Source organism: Bacillus sp. TH30 (assembly GCF_016650875.1).
In the GTDB taxonomy this organism is placed as follows: domain Bacteria; phylum Bacillota; class Bacilli; order Bacillales; family Bacillaceae_G; genus Bacillus_A; species Bacillus_A mycoides.
Genome location: NZ_JAEKEY010000002.1, coordinates 2,500,001 through 2,517,500 on the forward strand (window position 1 = coordinate 2,500,001; position 17,500 = coordinate 2,517,500).

The window sequence follows — 17,500 nt, forward strand, 5'->3', positions numbered from 1 at the left end:
AAGAGCAAGCTCTTAATCCATTCGCTCGACTTGCATGTATTAGGCACGCCGCCAGCGTTCATCCTGAGCCAGGATCAAACTCTCCAATAAAGTTAGTTTGTCTAGCATCTAAAAATAAAAATTGACGTTTCACGTTGTTTGTTTCGTTTAGTTTTCAAAGTTCAATGCCGCGTTTCAGCGACTTTTATAATTTAACATTTTGACTTGAATCTGTCAACAACTTTTTTCTTTCGTTCCTGACGACGCTTATTAATTTATCATATTACTAATCGATAAGTCAACGCTTTTTTAAAAAATGCCAAAATAAATTTATCTTGGCATTATATATAGCTTAATAATCACTAATGCAGCAACACCTGGCACCCCTAATAAACTTGATACTGTAGCTGTGCCCATGTTAATTGGAATATGAAAATCGAAATATGTCCCTGCAACATTCACAATAAATAGTAACGCTATACCTAAAGTGACATGAAAGAGTGCTTTCCCTATAAAACGTATTGGTTTAGCAGAAACACCAAAAACAAGAAAAATAAAAACTAAAGAAAGAATGCCAACAATAATAATTGTAGAATTCATTTTTTCCTCCTTATGAATGACCTATACATATCCATTTGTATGGGACAAGACAAGAAAAAAGAACATCTATAACATAACTCCTACCACTTCATCTTCATAACCTTTAATCAGTAATCTTTCTTCTAAGCACTAGCAATTAGATACAACTAATTCCATTCCCATTTTTTCTTTTTCCTCTTTATATCCCAAAAATAAAGTAGCCCTATTACTCACAAATAAATCGATAAAAAGTAAAAGGTCCCGCTTTAAAAAGCAGGACCTTTTACCATTGTTCCATTTTCACAGGACGACGTTTTGCTTCTTTTAACAAGAAAAAATATTTCGCCTCTGCTATTTTTAAAGAACAAAGTACATCTTGAGACGGCTCAACACTTTGTTCAACCAGTCTCTTCTGACGTAGCCATTCATTCTTTACCTTTTCTAATAATACAATTAACTTATCGTCATACTCTTTACGCAACTTACCCTTTTTTTGAAAGAACATTTTCCCTTCTCCTCTTATATCTCTCTACGGCCTTCTAAAGCTTTCGATAGTGTTACTTCATCTGCATATTCTAAATCTCCACCAACTGGCAGACCATGTGCAATACGAGTTACTTTAATTCCTGTTGGCTTTAAGAGGCGGGATATGTACATCGCTGTGGCTTCCCCTTCAATATTAGGGTTTGTTGCTAATATCACTTCTTGTACTGTTTCATCTTGCAGTCTCTTTAATAACTGCGGAATATTAATATCCTCTGGTCCAATTCCCTCCATTGGAGAAATGGCACCACGCAAAACATGATATACACCTTGATATTCTTTCATTTTTTCCATCGCAATTACATCTTTCGGCTCTTGTACTACACAAACAACCGATTGATCCCTATGCGAATCGTCACAAATATAACAAGGATCGCGGTCAGTGATATGTCCGCACACAGAACAATACGCTAAATCTCGCTTTGCATTCACAAGTGCTTTCGCAAAACCTAGTACATCATCCTCTTTCATATCTAACACGAAGAATGCCAATCGAACCGCTGTTTTCGGTCCAATTCCTGGCAACTTCATAAAACTATCGATTAATTTTGATATCGGTTCTGGATAATGCATATATCAATATCCTCCTAGAACATTCCACCTGGTAAGTTCATGCCTTTTGTAAATTTGCCCATTGTAGAGTTTGAAAGTTCATCAACCTTTTTAAGTGCATCATTCGTTGCAGCTAATACTAAGTCTTGTAACATTTCGATATCTTCTGGATCTACAACTTCTTCTTTAATTTTCACTTCAAGAACTTGCTTATGACCATTTGCAATAACAGTAACCATTCCGCCGCCAGCTGTACCTTCAACTGTTTTTTCGCCAAGCTCTTCTTGCGCCTTCGCCATGTCCTTTTGCATCTTTTGCATTTGTTTCATCATATTATTCATATTTCCCATTCCGCCACGCATCATAATTAATTCCTCCTCATTATTATTACTCTTTTATTTCAATAAGTTCTTGCCCTACTAATTTTACAGCCTCTTCTATAAGAGGATCTTCTTTTTGTTCTGGGCTTTCTTCAGAATCCCCGCCTTCGCGTTGTAAAAAGTCTTCACGAATTTTACCCCATTCACTTTTTGGGATAGCAATCATATTTAACCTTTTACTTAACAATTCAAAAAGGGTTTGTTCCAATGTATCCATCGCTTCTCGATTTTCACTAGCCATTTTGCAATGAATCTCATATTGAAATGCTAACACATAGGTATCATCCGAAGCCGCAACTGGTTCACTATTTTCTAATAAAACAGCAAATGCTACTTTGTTATGTGACTTGAGCCTTCCTAATAATTCGCCCCATACAGCTTTTAACTGTTCTAAATCTTGACGCTTCGCTTGCTTTAACACTTCATTCACACGTCCAACAGGAATTTTCATACTTCCTGTTCGTACTGGTTTTGGTGTTGCCCGCGTCTCTCTTACTTCCTGCTGCATACCAGCTGGCACGCCATTCTTTTTAACTTGCTCTAACTCTTTCTCCAACTGCTGCATCCTGTTCATAATCGCTTGTAAACGATCTGCGCCGTTTGCTTGCATCATAAACTGCTGACACAGTTGCACCATAACAACTTCCAAGAATATTCTTGGATGGTTTGTCCACTTCATCTCCTGTTGTCCCTTACTAAGGGTATGAATAATTTCATAGATTACTTCCGGTTGCATTTCTTCACTTAACGTACGGAATTGATCATCTACAATTACCCGTTCCAACATATGTTCTAATTGTGGTGAAGTTTGATATAAAAGCATATCACGATAGTAGTAAATGAAATCCTCCATAAAGCGAACTGGATCTTTCCCTTTACTCATCATCTCATCTATAATACGTAACGCTCTTGATACATCATTTTCACGTATACATTCTACCAGGTCACCCAAATATCGCTGAGATACAGATCCTGTTACAGCTAAAACATCTTCACTCGTCACCGTCTCATCACTATAAGAAATAGCTTGATCAATAAGACTGAGCGCATCACGCATACCACCTTCGGCGGCACGCGCTACGATTTGTAACGCTTCATCTTCTACTTGCGTACCTTCATTTGTCACGACCGTCGATAATCTCTCAACGATATCATTTACTGATATCTTTCGAAACTCAAAACGCTGACAACGCGAAATAATTGTAGCTGGAATTTTATGCGGTTCTGTTGTCGCCAGAATAAAAATAACATGTCCTGGCGGCTCTTCTAAAGTTTTCAAAAGCGCATTAAAGGCACCCATAGAAAGCATGTGAACTTCATCAATAATGTATACTTTATATCCTACAGCACTTGGAGCATATTTTACTTTATCTCTTATATCTCGAATTTCATCTACACCGTTATTTGAAGCCGCATCAATTTCTAATACATCTGAAATAGACCCTTGTGTAATTCCTAAACAAGAAGGACATTCATTACAAGGTTCAGCTACCGGGGCGTGTTCACAGTTAATTGCCTTTGCAAATACTTTTGCAATTGTCGTTTTCCCTGTTCCCCTCGGACCCGAAAACAAATAAGCATGTGAAGCTTTCTCTTGAAGAAGGGCATTTTGCAACGTTTTTGTCACGTGCTTTTGACCGACTACATCTTCGAATTTTTGCGGTCTCCATGTTCGGTATAACGCTTGGTATGACACGAAAATACGGCCTCCCTCAAAGGTTATTATCTTATTTATTATAACCCATTCTGTTTATAGATTCCAAAAGTTATTTTCCATACAAAAAACTCACCTTTATATAAAGGTGAGTTTTGTATACATATATAACTGCCGTGCACCTTCTGTCGATTACGTACCATAAGCGTTACTCAAGCAGTTAGCTCGGTTCAGGCACTCCTGCGGCACACGAGAAAACCCGCTTATTGCTGCTTCCTTCCGGACCTGACAAGGTTCACGGGGTCCCGTTGCGCAGGACCCAAACGTCAACACCACTTACTTAAGGCAGACCTTACAGCAACATAACCTCGAGAAGGGATTCAGCCTCGCTAGAGCGGATTGCGAGTATAGGGCACCGCTACCTCCCCGCTTAGCACGGCAAAGTTAAAACCAATATTCGGTTGCCTTGGATAAGGCATTATCAGTATAACTTGTTTTTTTACAAAATGCAAATACGTTAGTTACCATTACTTTTCTCTAGTTTTTTCACTTCTTTTCTTTTCTTACGAAGCTCCCTAAAAAAAATCGTTAACAACGTACCACATTCTTCTTCAAGTACACCAGGCACTACTTCACACTGATGATTAAAACGCTCATCAGTTAAAAGATTCATCAACGTACCTGCACATCCACCTTTCGGATCGCTCGCACCATATACAACCCGTTTTATACGCGATAAAACAATTCCCCCTGCACACATTGGGCAAGGTTCTAATGTTACATATAACGTTGCATCTTCTAAACGCCATGTCCCTAATTTTTTGCAAGCTTCATCAATAGCTAAGAGTTCGGCGTGAGCTATTGATCTCTGTTCAGTTTCTCTTAAGTTATGTGCGACACTAATCACTTCACCATCTAGCACAATTACAGCACCAATTGGTACCTCTTGTATCGCCTCCGCCTTCTTCGCTTCCTCTATTGCTAACTGCATAAAATATATATCTCGCTCCATAATATAGTCCTTTCACCAAAAATAAAATACACTTTTTCATTTCTTGCAGGTGGGATAACTTTTACAAATTCAATCCAACCTAAAGAAGAAAGAGAGGGAATTACATATGAAAAATACTGCCTTACTCATTATCGATATGATTAATGATTTTCAATTCTCCCACGGACCCATCCTGGCACAGAAATGTGAAATTATAAAGAACCCCATTTTACAATTAAAGGACACCATGAAGTCATTGGGCTATCCAATAATTTATATCAATGATCACTATCAACTTTGGAGATCTGATATTGATCAACTTATCACCCATTGTACAAATGAGTATAGTAAAAATATTATCGAGGCCATTGCTCCGCATACTGACGATTACATTTTTATTAAACCACATTACTCTGCTTTTTATGAAACACCTTTGAATTCTTTATTAGGTTATTTAAAAATCGAAAATCTCATTTTAACAGGAATTGCCGGGAACATATGCATCCTTTTTACAGCTAATGATGCCCATATGAGAAATTATACACTTTATGTACCACGGGATTGCATCGCTTCTAATAACGAGCAAGATAATGAACATGCTTTAAAAATAATGGAAGCCACATTAAAGGCAAATATTGTACCGTCATCCCAAATAAAATTTAATTAATACATATCTATTTTCTAACTTTTTATATCAAATTAGTCCGCTCGCTCCCCTCTTGTGCTACAATAATTCTGTTTTGTGTTTTTAGTAGTCACGGTAAATCACTGATTGAAAGGAGGAAACAGCGTGACCGGAGTACCATTTATCACGGTTGAAGGACCAATTGGTGTTGGAAAAACTTCACTTGCGAAGGAACTTTCAACTCACATGCAACTCCACTTACTAAAAGAGATTGTTGATGAAAATCCTTTTTTAGGAAAATTCTACGAAGACATCGACGAATGGAGTTTTCAAACAGAGATGTTCTTTCTTTTTAATAGATACAAACAACTAGAGGATATTAACATAAAGTATTTGAATCAAAGAAAGCCTGTAGTAGCAGATTATCATATATTTAAAAATTTAATTTTTGCATCTCGTACATTAAAAGATTCTCAATATGACAAGTACATGCAAATTTATCGCATTCTTACGCAAGATATGCCTGTGCCAAATGTCATCGTTTATTTAACAGCGAGCCTAGAAACATTACAAAAACGAATTGCCATGCGCGGAAGAGAATTCGAAAAAAATATGGATCCAAATTACTTGCTACAGCTTACAAAAGATTACGAAACAGCAATGGATGCTTTCAAAAAGGACCATCCAGATATTCCAGTATTAAAATTTAATGGAGACGATATGGATTTTGTAAGAAATCCTGATGATTTAAATGTCATCTTATCAGCTCTTCAAAATACTCTCTTGAAGGAGTCGAAATAACAATGAATTTAAGGCAAAAATATGATATACCAAATGATGCAGTTATCACTATTGCTGGAACAGTAGGTGTCGGTAAATCAACTATGACAACTGCATTGGCTAACGCTTTAGGTTATCGTACATCTTTTGAAAAAGTAGATTCCAACCCATATTTGGACAAGTTCTATGCTGATTTCACACGCTGGAGCTTTCACTTACAAGTGTACTTTTTAGCAGAACGATTTAAAGAACAAAAAAGAATTTTCGAATATGGTGGCGGTTTTGTTCAAGACCGTTCTATATATGAGGACACTGGTATTTTCGCAAAAATGCATTACGAAAAGGGTACAATGACTGAAACTGATTATGAGACATACAAAGGGTTATTTGATGCTATGGTCATGACTCCTTACTTCCCTCATCCAGACTTATTAATTTACCTAGAAGGTTCTTTTGATGATATTGTCGATCGTATTCAAGAACGAGGACGTCCCATGGAGCAGCAAACACCAATTGAATATTGGAAAGAGATGCATGGACGTTATGATAACTGGATTAATAACTTTAATTCATGCCCTGTTTTACGATTAAACATTAATGAATACGATATTTTAAAAGATGGCGATTCAATCGAACCAATCATTAAAAAAATTGGACATTTTTTAAAACAAACACGTAAACTTGTAAAATAAAAAACCCGTGCATATGCACGGGTTTTCCTATGAAATTACTTTTTCTTTTTTGTCGGAGCAATAATTTCACTCTCTGGCTTTCCAGCATTAATACGCTGACGAACAGTACTCGTACTAATATCATATGTTTCAGCAATCTCTTTAACAGTCAATTCTTTCCCATTAATTACTGCTGTTAGTAATTTCCCTGTACGTTTTGGAGTTACTTCTTTTTGCACAGCTGGTTTTTCAGCTTCTTTTGGTACCTCTACTTTTTTTGCAACCTGTTTTACATCACAAGTGCAACCACAAAGTTTACGGAATGTATCATCACTTATAATGCGCGACACATTTGCACCACTGTTTAAAATTCTATTGTTCTTACAGACAGGACATTGTACATAATATAAAGTTTTTCCATCTAAAGGAAACGTTTGTATAATAAGATCCATGTTAACTCCTTTCATATCTATGAAGATAATCATCGGAATATGAGTGTGTAATAAGGACACTATATCCTTACATCATACTTTATGATTGGTTTTAAAATAAAAACTCGTTACGTGTTGGTAACGAGTTCTCCAATCTCCACTTATATGCGCTGTTGTCAATTATATCTGGAGGAGGTAGAGGGATTCGAACCCCCGCGCGACTCTCGCCGCCTGTCGGTTTTCAAGACCGATCCCTTCAGCCAGACTTGGGTATACCTCCATATTGACATCAAATATAATATCAAAAGAAAAACAGTTAGTCAACCCTACTATAATAAATTATGAGGAAAGGGAAATTTTACTTCCCCTCTCCTTTATGACACTGCTGACAACGTCCATAATTACCAATCACTCATACCGATGAATGTTTTAACTTATTTAATAACTGTTTTTCCTCCCATATAAGGGCGAAGAACTTCTGGAATTATAATTGTACCATCTTCTTGTTGGTAGTTCTCTAAAATAGCTGCCACTGTACGTCCAATTGCAAGACCAGATCCATTTAGTGTATGAACATGTTCCGGTTTACCATTTGGCTCACGACGGAAACGGATATTCGCGCGTCTCGCTTGGAATGCCTCAAAATTACTACAAGAAGAAATTTCACGATATGTACCATAGCTTGGAATCCATACTTCAATATCGTATTTCTTCGCTGCTGTAAATCCTAAATCTCCTGTACACATGCTCATAACGCGATATGGCAACTCTAATAATTGTAACACGCGCTCTGCATCATTTGTTAATTTTTCTAACTCTTCGTAAGAATCTTCTGGTTTCACGAACTTCACAAGTTCAACTTTATTAAATTGGTGTTGACGAATTAAACCACGTGTATCACGACCAGCTGAACCTGCTTCAGAACGGAAGCATGAGCTAAACGCAGCATATCGTATCGGCAATTGCTCTTTACTCACAATCTCATCACGATGCATATTCGTTACAGGTACTTCAGCTGTTGGGATTAGGAAATAATCTTCACTTTCAATACGGAATGCATCTTCTTCAAACTTTGGAAGTTGTCCTGTTCCTGTCATACTTGCACGGTTTACCATATAAGGAGGCAATACTTCCTCATATCCATGCTCATCAGTATGAAGGTCAAGCATAAAGCTAATCAAAGCACGTTCTAATCTTGCACCAGCACCTTTGTAAAATACAAATCGGCTTCCTGTTACTTTCCCAGCACGTTCAAAATCTAAAATCCCTAAATCAGTAGCAAGGTCCCAATGTGGTTTTGGCTCATAAGTAAATTCTTTCACTTCTCCCCAAGTACGTGCTACTACGTTATCATCCTCTGTTTCGCCTATTGGGGCAGATTCATGAGGGATATTTGGGATAGATAGCATTAATCTTTCTAAATCTTCTTCAACTGTACGAAGCTCATTATCAAGATCTTTTACTTTTTCCCCAACTTCACGCATTTCTAGAATTAGAGCTTCCGCATCTTTCTTTTCACGCTTTAATACTGAAATTTGTTGAGATACTTCGTTACGTTTACTTTTTAGTTCTTCTGTTTGAACAAGTAGCTCTCTTCTTCTCGTATCAAGTTCTTCAAAGCGACCAAAATCCGTTAAATCTTCGCCTCTATGCTGTAATTTTGCTTTTACTTCTTCAAAATTCGTACGTAAAAATTTAATATCAAGCATTATATACTCCTCCTTTTATTTTATAAAACACAAAAAACTCCCGTCCCTATACAAAGGGACGGGAGTTAACCCGCGTTGCCACCCTAGTTGAAAGCATTACCGCTTTCCTCTCAAGTAGAAATAACGGCTCTTCACCGGGAATGTTTACTAATCAAAAGATATTCCACATTCCATTCCAGGATGGATTCACAAACTGTTTCTATCGATTTCCACCAACCATCGACTCTCTATAAGAAACAACATTTGTTACTACTTCCTATCAACACGCTTATTTTATAAAATTGTTATCATCAATTTACTATAATCTTATACAAGTTGCAAGTTACTTATACAACTTTTTTCATTTTCGCTTCTTTTACCATTTCTACAAAGTATGCTGTTACACGATGATCATCCGTTAATTCCGGATGGAAAGAAGCAGCTAAAAACGGCCCTTGCCTTACCGCTACCATTCGCTCGCCATGCATAGAAAGTACTTCAACATCATCAGCTACATTTACAACATACGGAGCACGGATAAATACACCAACAAAGTCTTCTCCCACACCTTTAATTGAAAGTGCAGCTTCAAAACTATCTTTTTGGCGTCCGAACGCATTGCGCTCAACCGTAATATCCATAGCACCAATATGTGCTTCTTCATAGCCAATAAGTGTTTTCGCAAGAAGAATCATTCCTGCACATGTACCAAACATTGGTTTACCAGACTTCGCAAATGTACGAAGAGGCTCCATGAAAGCATACTTATCAATAAGACGGCGCATTGTTGTACTTTCACCGCCTGGTAAAATAAGACCATCAATCTCTTCAAGTTGCTCTATACGCTTTACAACAACAGCTTCTGCACCACTTGCCTCAACTGATTTTACATGCTCACGAACTGCACCTTGAAGACCTAGTACACCGATTTTCACCATTTTAAAGATCTCCTTTAATTACCATCCACGCTCTTGCATGCGTTGTTCTGGTAATAACGTTGAAATTTCGATACCTTTCATTGCATTACCTAATCCTTTAGAAAGGCTTGCAATTAGTTCGTAATCTTCATAATGAGTCGTTGCTTCAACGATTGCACGTGCAAATTTCTCTGGGTTCTCTGATTTGAAGATACCAGATCCAACAAATACACCATCAGCACCAAGTTGCATCATTAACGCTGCATCTGCTGGTGTTGCTACACCACCTGCTGCAAAGTTTACAACTGGCAGGCGACCAAGGCGTTTAATTTCAAGTAGTACTTCATAAGGAGCACCAGTATTTTTTGCATATGTCATTAACTCATCTTCACGTAGACTTGCAACTTGACGGATTTCTGCATTGACTTGGCGCATATGACGCACTGCCTCTACAATGTTTCCTGTTCCAGGTTCACCTTTTGTACGAAGCATAGCTGCACCTTCTGCAATACGACGTGCAGCTTCTCCGATATCGCGGCAACCACATACAAACGGAACTGTGTAATCACGTTTATTTAAATGGTATACTTCATCAGCAGGAGTCAATACTTCACTCTCATCGATATAGTCTACCCCTAATGATTCTAATACACGTGCTTCTACAAGGTGACCGATACGACATTTTGCCATAACCGGAATTGATACAGCACCCATAACTTCTTCAACAATTGTTGGATCTGCCATACGAGAAACGCCACCTGCTGCACGAATATCTGCAGGTACACGCTCTAATGCCATAACAGCAACTGCGCCTGCCTCTTCTGCAATCCTTGCTTGCTCAGCGTTAACTACGTCCATAATAACGCCGCCTTTTTGCATTTCTGCCATTCCACGTTTTACACGTTCTGTCCCTGTTACATTTGTCATGTACAAAAACCCCCCTAGGTGAATTGCTTTCCCCGTTAAAGAAGAAAATTAAGAATACTCTTACATTCTACCACTAACTATCTGATGCTTGTCTACTACTTTTTCATAAAGTCGGTATGAAAAATAGGAATAAGAAAAAGCTCCTACAATGAGGAGCTTTTAAAACCAACCTTTTACTGTATCAATAGCACCATTCCACATACCACTAAAGAAAGAACCAATTCCGCGCATAGAACGTGTAAACCAGCTTGCCTCTTCTACTTCAGATTTTGTTACAAGGTCTACTTGTAATGATTTTCCTGATAAAAATCCAGGATCATTACTATCTTTAGACGTTACAACCATTTGTCCAAGTGCAACTCCCTTTTTCAGAGGTGCTTCTTGTCCCTTATTTCCTTCTTTAAATTCTGTTTTATAAACGTCTTTACTTCCCTTTGGTACCGGAAGTGAAACAGCTTGCTTCGTTTGAACTGCTACATCTTTATCTTTCGCATTTTCAACTCTTACTGTTTCTTTTCCTTTGACCGAAGAACCTTTTTCATACATTTTCTTCATTTCAAAGTTAGCAAAGCCATAATCATATAATTTCTTCGTCTCATCGAAACGCGCTGTATGAGAACTTGTTTTAATAACTACAGAAATAAAACGCATACCGTTTCGTTCAACAGTACCAGTGAAGCAGTCCCCTGCTTCTGGAGTTGATCCTGTTTTTAGACCATCTACTCCGTCATATTCTTTAACTAAACCCTTTAACATCCAGTTCCAGTTCGACATCCCAAATTTCTCTTTTTCTGGACGGAAAACTTTTTTCGGGATTTTTGCTGTATCTAACACTTTTGGATAATCTTTAATTAAATGTTGCGCTAAAGTTGCAACATCCTTCGCAGACATTTTATTTTCTTCATCCGGTGTTGTACCTTCAGGATGCATCCCTTTTAAATCTTTGTTCGTTAAACCCGTAGAATTAACAAATTTATAATTTTTCAATCCTAGTTCTTTCGCTTTATCATTCATCATTTTTACGAAATCTACTTCTTTACCTGCAATTGCTTCTGCTAATGCAATTGTTGCACCATTTGCAGAAAAGATTGCCATTGCCTCGTATAACTCTTTTACTGTATACAGGCCACCATTTTCTAATGCAACATTTGATAATGAAGCATCTTGTGAAATCTTATATGCATATTCGGAAACCTTAATTTTTTGATCCCACTTAAGTTTTCCTTTATCCACTGCTTCATGAACTAAATATTCACTCATCATCTTTGTCATACTAGCAATTGATAATAATTCATCTGCATTCTTTTGATATACAATTTTTCCAGAATTCGCTTCAACTAAAATCGCTGCACCTGCTTCAATGTTTAAAGCAGCTCCTGTTTCTGCTGATGCATTGCTATATGGTGCAAACACGCCAAAAGCTAGTGTAAGCACTGTTACCAACGCAATGAATCTTTTGCAAAACATACCTTTCACTTTTGCTACCCCCAATATCTATGTACTCACATAACCGTTATTCTAACATAATCAAAAAAAAATAGACAGAGATATCAAATCTCTGTCTATTTTTATATAAGACATTACAATGAGTAGTTTGGAGCCTCTTTTGTAATCTGTACGTGATGAGGATGGCTTTCACGTAAACCTGCACCTGACATACGAATGAACTGTGCATTCTCACGTAAGAATTCTAAATTCTGCGCTCCGCAATATCCCATACCTGCACGTAATCCACCAACTAATTGATGAACTGTATCTGCTAAAGGTCCTTTATATGGTACGCGTCCTTCAATACCTTCAGGAACAAGTTTTTTGTTTCCTTCTTGGAAGTAACGATCTTTACTTCCTTTTTCCATCGCTCCAACAGAACCCATACCACGATATACTTTAAATTGGCGACCTTGGTAAATTTCAGTTTCTCCAGGGCTTTCAGCAACACCAGCAAACATACTACCTAGCATAACAACGTGTGCTCCTGCTGCTAAAGCTTTAACCATATCACCAGAGTACTTAACACCGCCATCAGCAATAACTGGAATACCATGTTTACGAGCTTCTGTTGCACAATCATAAACTGCTGTTAATTGTGGTACACCAACACCAGCTACAACACGCGTTGTACAAATAGAACCTGGTCCAATACCAACTTTAACTACGTTTGCACCAGCCTCAATTAATGCTTTCGTTGCTTCAGCTGTAGCAACATTTCCAGCGATAATATTTAGTGCTGGATATTTCGCACGAACTTCTTTTACTTTTTCAATAACACCTTTAGAATGCCCATGAGCTGTATCAAGTACAATTGCATCTACGCTAGCTTTTACTAATGCATCGATACGAAGCATAGCATCAGCCGTTACACCAACAGCTGCTCCAACTAATAAGCGTCCTTGCTTATCTTTAGCAGAGTTTGGGAATTCAATTACTTTTTCAATATCTTTTATTGTAATAAGCCCTTGTAATACACCGTGATTATCAACAAGAGGGAGCTTTTCAATTTTATACTTTTGTAGGATTTTTTCAGCTTCTTCCAGTGTAGTACCAACTGGAGCTGTAATTAACTGTTCTTTTGTCATTACGTCAGAAATTTTGATTGAGTAGTCTTGGATGAAACGCATATCACGGTTTGTAATAATACCAACTAATTTTCGCTCATCTAAATTATTTACAACTGGTACACCTGAGATACGATATTTTCCCATAAGATGTTCTGCATCATATACTTGATGTTCTGGAGTTAAGAAGAAAGGATCTGAAATAACGCCGCTTTCAGAGCGCTTTACTTTATCAACTTGCTCTGCTTGTTGCTCAATAGACATATTCTTATGAATAATTCCTAAACCGCCTTGGCGAGCCATTGCAATAGCCATGTCAGCTTCTGTTACTGTATCCATTCCTGCACTAATTAACGGGATGTTTAGCTGTAAGCTTTCAGATAAAACTGTTTTAACACTTACTTCTCTTGGTAATATATCTGACCTCGCTGGTACAAGTAATACATCATCAAAAGTCAAACCTTCTTTAACAAATTTAGATTCCCACATAATTGTTCCCCCCATGATACCAGAAATTATTATTAGTAGCTTATCAATTGGTTAAAATACTGTCAAGGACGTATATATATGTTAGAATTTTTAGACAATAAAAGGAGCGTAATATATGCATCAAACACATTGTACTTGGCAGCAATTAAGTTTCTTTTTTTCATCTCAAAATGTACAACGTTATCTTGCCCGTTGTTATGAAAAATCCTCCATACAAGATGCTGAAAAAAAAAGTTTTGAAAACTGTTATCCCTTTATTTACTACTTAGAACACGGGAAAAATTATTATGAATTATATAAGGTGGCCCCCTTTTCGATTCAGCCGATGTTGTTATTTTATGGAATTAGCCAACTGTTTAAAGCTTGCTTGTTAACTATTGATCCTAACTACCCAGAATCAACTACTGTTTTAGCTCATGGCGTTACGACTCGTAAACGGAAAAAACAGGGGTATCAATTTTTAGAAGATGAGGTGAAAATACAGAAAAACGGATTGTTTACTCACGTTGCAGAACAACTGTTTCACATGAAACACTTAGAAGCGGAGAAGTTTAATATGTTAGAGCTAATGGGGAATATTCCTGAATTACAAAATTTGTTGCGCTATAGTCAAAAAGTATCAACTTTATATAAGATCGATTCAACAAATAAAAATGAGCTCTCCTTTTCAGTCAATATATTAGATCGACTACATATGACTAAAGAGCGATTTTCTCGTTACATCGAAACAACTTGTAAGCATTTATCAATACAACACGTACCTGAGAAAAATAATGAATTAAATTTGTTTTTTTCGGCACCTATTCAATCATGGAATCCTATGTATAGTACACCTTTATACTATGAGCATCTTACTGACACTTATTATTTACCACTTACGACTGACCCTAGAAACTCTAAGCCAGTGTTGCCTGAGCTTCTTGTTCATTATTTATTACTCTATAATTTAAGTATGATTTCTAGGTATGAAACGGATTGGTGGTATGACTTACTTGGAAGTTATGGATCTGAAGATTATCCGTTTATTTATCAATTTCTCAATATTTCTGCTCAAAAAATCCCTTACTATATTTCAGCATTTTTACTAACGGAATCCAACCTATTTCATGGGAAATAAAAAAACACGAGTCAAATGACTCGTGTTTTTATCTTGCTTGGCGACGTCCTACTCTCACAGGGACAAGGTCCCAACTACCATCGGCGCTAGAGAGCTTAACTTCCGTGTTCGGTATGGGAACGGGTGTGACCTCTCTGCCATCATCACCAAACTATGAAGGTATATTCCTTCAAAACTAGATAACATTTGCTTCATATTATATGGTTAAGTCCTCGATCTATTAGTATTCGTCAGCTCCACATGTCACCATGCTTCCACCTCGAACCTATCAACCTGATCATCTTTCAGGGATCTTACTAGCTTACGCTATGGGAAATCTCATCTTGAGGGGGGCTTCATGCTTAGATGCTTTCAGCACTTATCCCTTCCGCACATAGCTACCCAGCTATGCCCTTGGCAGAACAACTGGTACACCAGCGGTGCGTCCATCCCGGTCCTCTCGTACTAAGGACAGCTCCTCTCAAATTTCCTGCGCCCACGACGGATAGGGACCGAACTGTCTCACGACGTTCTGAACCCAGCTCGCGTACCGCTTTAATGGGCGAACAGCCCAACCCTTGGGACCGACTACAGCCCCAGGATGCGATGAGCCGACATCGAGGTGCCAAACCTCCCCGTCGATGTGGACTCTTGGGGGAGATAAGCCTGTTATCCCCGGGGTAGCTTTTATCCGTTGAGCGATGGCCCTTCCATGCGGAACCACCGGATCACTAAGCCCGACTTTCGTCCCTGCTCGACTTGTAGGTCTCGCAGTCAAGCTCCCTTATGCCTTTGCACTCTACGAATGATTTCCAACCATTCTGAGGGAACCTTTGGGCGCCTCCGTTACACTTTAGGAGGCGACCGCCCCAGTCAAACTGCCCACCTGACACTGTCTCCCGGGTCGATGAGACCCGTAGGTTAGAATTTCAATACAGTCAGGGCGGTATCCCACCAGCGCCTCCACCGAAGCTAGCGCTCCGGTTTCAATGGCTCCCGCCTATCCTGTACAAACTGTACCAAAATTCAATATCAGGCTACAGTAAAGCTCCACGGGGTCTTTCCGTCCTGTCGCGGGTAACCTGCATCTTCACAGGTACTATAATTTCACCGAGTCTCTGGTTGAGACAGTGCCCAAATCGTTACACCTTTCGTGCGGGTCGGAACTTACCCGACAAGGAATTTCGCTACCTTAGGACCGTTATAGTTACGGCCGCCGTTTACTGGGGCTTCAGTTCAGAGCTTCGCTTACGCTAACCCCTCTCCTTAACCTTCCAGCACCGGGCAGGTGTCAGCCCCTATACTTCGCCTTACGGCTTCGCAGAGACCTGTGTTTTTGCTAAACAGTCGCTTGGGCCTATTCACTGCGGCTTTCCGTTAAGAAAGCACCCCTTCTCCCGAAGTTACGGGGTCATTTTGCCGAGTTCCTTAACCAGAGTTCTCTCGCACACCTTAGGATTCTCTCCTCGCCTACCTGTGTCGGTTTGCGGTACAGGCACCTTTTATCTCGCTAGAAGCTTTTCTTGGCAGCGGGGAATCAAAGACTTCGCTCCATAAGGAGCTTCCCCATCACAGCTCAGCCTTCACGATAAGCGGATTTGCCTACTTATCAGCCTAACTGCTTGGACGTGCACAACCAATCGCACGCTTCTTCTATCCTTCTGCGTCCCTCCATTGCTCAAACGATAAAGAGGTGGTACAGGAATATCAACCTGTTGTCCATCGCCTACGCCTGTCGGCCTCGGCTTAGGTCCTGACTAACCCTGAGCGGACGAGCCTTCCTCAGGAAACCTTAGGCATTCGGTGGACGGGATTCTCACCCGTCTTTCGCTACTCATACCGGCATTCTCACTTCTAAGCGCTCCACCAGTCCTTCCGGTCTGACTTCACTGCACTTAGAACGCTCCCCTACCACTGATACCATTGGTATCAATTCGCAGCTTCGGTGGTGTATTTAGCCCCGGTACATTTTCGGCGCAGAGTCACTCGACTAGTGAGCTATTACGCACTCTTTAAATGGTGGCTGCTTCTGAGCCAACATCCTAGTTGTCTAAGCAACTCCACATCCTTTTCCACTTAATACACACTTTGGGACCTTAGCTGGCGATCTGGGCTGTTTCCCTCTTGACTACGGATCTTATCACTCGCAGTCTGACTCCTAAGGATAAGTCATTGGCATTCGGAGTTTGACTGAATTCGGTAATCCGATGAGGACCCCTAGTTCAATCAGTGCTCTACCTCCAAGACTCTTACACTTAAGGCTAGCCCTAAAGCTATTTCGGGGAGAACCAGCTATCTCCAGGTTCGATTGGAATTTCTCCGCTACCCACACCTCATCCCCGCACTTTTCAACGTGCGTGGGTTCGGGCCTCCATTCAGTGTTACCTGAACTTCACCCTGGACATGGGTAGATCACCTGGTTTCGGGTCTACGACCACGTACTAAACGCCCTATTCAGACTCGCTTTCGCTGCGGCTCCGTCTCTTCAACTTAACCTCGCACGGGATCGTAACTCGCCGGTTCATTCTACAAAAGGCACGCCATCACCCATTAACGGGCTCTGACTATTTGTAGGCACACGGTTTCAGGATCTCTTTCACTCCCCTTCCGGGGTGCTTTTCACCTTTCCCTCACGGTACTGGT

Annotated in this window: 16 protein-coding genes, 1 tRNA gene, 3 rRNA genes, 1 other RNA gene and 1 other annotated feature (2 of these 22 cut by a window edge); of the genes, 4 read left to right on the top strand and 17 right to left on the bottom strand. The window is 39.3% G+C overall.

Annotated elements, in window-relative coordinates; all coding sequences use genetic code 11:
* The 8 genes from JFU20_RS15020 to tadA all read right to left on the bottom strand — a co-directional run.
* Positions 1 to 90 (bottom strand): 16S ribosomal RNA (locus tag JFU20_RS15020); it reaches 1,462 nt to the left of the window's first position.
* A 219-nt stretch (positions 91 to 309) separates the two neighbouring features.
* The gene (locus tag JFU20_RS15025) at positions 310 to 579 is read right to left on the bottom strand and encodes a pro-sigmaK processing inhibitor BofA family protein (RefSeq protein WP_002009632.1); all 270 of its coding nucleotides are present in this window, start codon (positions 577 to 579) and stop codon (positions 310 to 312) included.
* Positions 580 to 841: 262 nt separating this feature from the next.
* Positions 842 to 1,063, bottom strand: coding sequence for a YaaL family protein (locus JFU20_RS15030; RefSeq protein ID WP_002009631.1), 222 nt, complete (start codon positions 1,061 to 1,063; stop codon positions 842 to 844).
* A 14-nt stretch (positions 1,064 to 1,077) separates the two neighbouring features.
* The gene (recR, locus tag JFU20_RS15035) at positions 1,078 to 1,674 is read right to left on the bottom strand and encodes a recombination protein RecR (protein WP_002009629.1); all 597 of its coding nucleotides are present in this window, start codon (positions 1,672 to 1,674) and stop codon (positions 1,078 to 1,080) included.
* A gap of 14 nt (positions 1,675 to 1,688) precedes the next feature.
* Positions 1,689 to 2,015, bottom strand: a complete 327-nt coding sequence (locus JFU20_RS15040; RefSeq protein WP_170935248.1) for a YbaB/EbfC family nucleoid-associated protein — start codon at positions 2,013 to 2,015, stop codon at positions 1,689 to 1,691.
* A 25-nt stretch (positions 2,016 to 2,040) separates the two neighbouring features.
* Positions 2,041 to 3,729 carry a DNA polymerase III subunit gamma/tau gene (dnaX, locus tag JFU20_RS15045; protein ID WP_002009626.1) on the bottom strand — a complete coding sequence of 563 codons (1,689 nt, stop codon included), beginning with the start codon at positions 3,727 to 3,729 and terminating at the stop codon, positions 2,041 to 2,043.
* Between the two features lie 132 nt (positions 3,730 to 3,861).
* Positions 3,862 to 4,126, bottom strand: an RNA gene (ffs, locus tag JFU20_RS15050) — signal recognition particle sRNA large type.
* A 78-nt stretch (positions 4,127 to 4,204) separates the two neighbouring features.
* Positions 4,205 to 4,699: a tRNA adenosine(34) deaminase TadA gene (gene tadA, locus JFU20_RS15055; RefSeq protein ID WP_002029304.1), complete on the bottom strand. Its 495-nt coding sequence runs from the start codon at positions 4,697 to 4,699 to the stop codon at positions 4,205 to 4,207.
* Between the two features lie 106 nt (positions 4,700 to 4,805).
* On the opposite strand from tadA, the gene JFU20_RS15060 reads away from it, so the two are divergent.
* The 3 genes from JFU20_RS15060 (at position 4,806) to JFU20_RS15070 (ending at position 6,775) form a co-directional block, all read left to right on the top strand.
* A complete protein-coding gene (locus JFU20_RS15060) occupies positions 4,806 to 5,345 on the top strand; it encodes a cysteine hydrolase family protein (protein WP_002009622.1) in 540 nt (179 codons plus the stop codon).
* Between the two features lie 123 nt (positions 5,346 to 5,468).
* Positions 5,469 to 6,104, top strand: a complete 636-nt coding sequence (locus tag JFU20_RS15065; RefSeq protein ID WP_201038711.1) for a deoxynucleoside kinase — start codon at positions 5,469 to 5,471, stop codon at positions 6,102 to 6,104.
* Positions 6,105 to 6,106: 2 nt separating this feature from the next.
* Positions 6,107 to 6,775 (top strand): deoxynucleoside kinase, encoded by a 669-nt coding sequence (locus JFU20_RS15070; protein ID WP_002009620.1) that lies wholly within the window; start codon positions 6,107 to 6,109, stop codon positions 6,773 to 6,775.
* Positions 6,776 to 6,810: 35 nt separating this feature from the next.
* On the opposite strand, the gene JFU20_RS15075 is transcribed toward JFU20_RS15070, so the two are convergent.
* From JFU20_RS15075 to guaB, 7 genes are all read right to left on the bottom strand, one after another.
* Complete coding sequence (locus tag JFU20_RS15075) at positions 6,811 to 7,206, bottom strand: sigma factor-like helix-turn-helix DNA-binding protein (RefSeq protein ID WP_002029297.1); 396 nt, start codon at positions 7,204 to 7,206, stop codon at positions 6,811 to 6,813.
* 166 nt (positions 7,207 to 7,372) lie between these two features.
* Positions 7,373 to 7,465: transfer RNA gene (locus tag JFU20_RS15080), tRNA-Ser, on the bottom strand.
* A 154-nt stretch (positions 7,466 to 7,619) separates the two neighbouring features.
* Positions 7,620 to 8,894: a serine--tRNA ligase gene (gene serS, locus JFU20_RS15085; protein WP_002009617.1), complete on the bottom strand. Its 1,275-nt coding sequence runs from the start codon at positions 8,892 to 8,894 to the stop codon at positions 7,620 to 7,622.
* A gap of 51 nt (positions 8,895 to 8,945) precedes the next feature.
* Positions 8,946 to 9,166: a binding site (T-box leader), on the bottom strand.
* Positions 9,167 to 9,220: 54 nt separating this feature from the next.
* A complete protein-coding gene (gene pdxT, locus JFU20_RS15090) occupies positions 9,221 to 9,811 on the bottom strand; it encodes a pyridoxal 5'-phosphate synthase glutaminase subunit PdxT (protein WP_002009616.1) in 591 nt (196 codons plus the stop codon).
* A gap of 18 nt (positions 9,812 to 9,829) precedes the next feature.
* Positions 9,830 to 10,717, bottom strand: coding sequence for a pyridoxal 5'-phosphate synthase lyase subunit PdxS (pdxS, locus tag JFU20_RS15095; protein WP_002009615.1), 888 nt, complete (start codon positions 10,715 to 10,717; stop codon positions 9,830 to 9,832).
* 159 nt (positions 10,718 to 10,876) lie between these two features.
* Entirely contained in the window at positions 10,877 to 12,184 is a 1,308-nt protein-coding gene (locus JFU20_RS15100) for a serine hydrolase (RefSeq protein ID WP_157381623.1), read from the bottom strand.
* A gap of 113 nt (positions 12,185 to 12,297) precedes the next feature.
* Complete coding sequence (guaB, locus tag JFU20_RS15105; RefSeq protein ID WP_201038712.1) at positions 12,298 to 13,761, bottom strand: IMP dehydrogenase; 1,464 nt, start codon at positions 13,759 to 13,761, stop codon at positions 12,298 to 12,300.
* A 115-nt stretch (positions 13,762 to 13,876) separates the two neighbouring features.
* Here guaB and JFU20_RS15110 point away from each other — a divergent pair, with 115 nt between their 5' ends.
* The gene (locus JFU20_RS15110) at positions 13,877 to 14,878 is read left to right on the top strand and encodes a YaaC family protein (protein WP_002009610.1); all 1,002 of its coding nucleotides are present in this window, start codon (positions 13,877 to 13,879) and stop codon (positions 14,876 to 14,878) included.
* A gap of 35 nt (positions 14,879 to 14,913) precedes the next feature.
* Here JFU20_RS15110 and rrf read toward each other — a convergent pair.
* Positions 14,914 to 15,029 (bottom strand): 5S ribosomal RNA (gene rrf, locus JFU20_RS15115).
* A 49-nt stretch (positions 15,030 to 15,078) separates the two neighbouring features.
* A 23S ribosomal RNA gene (locus JFU20_RS15120) occupies positions 15,079 to 17,500 on the bottom strand (it continues 500 nt past the right edge of the window).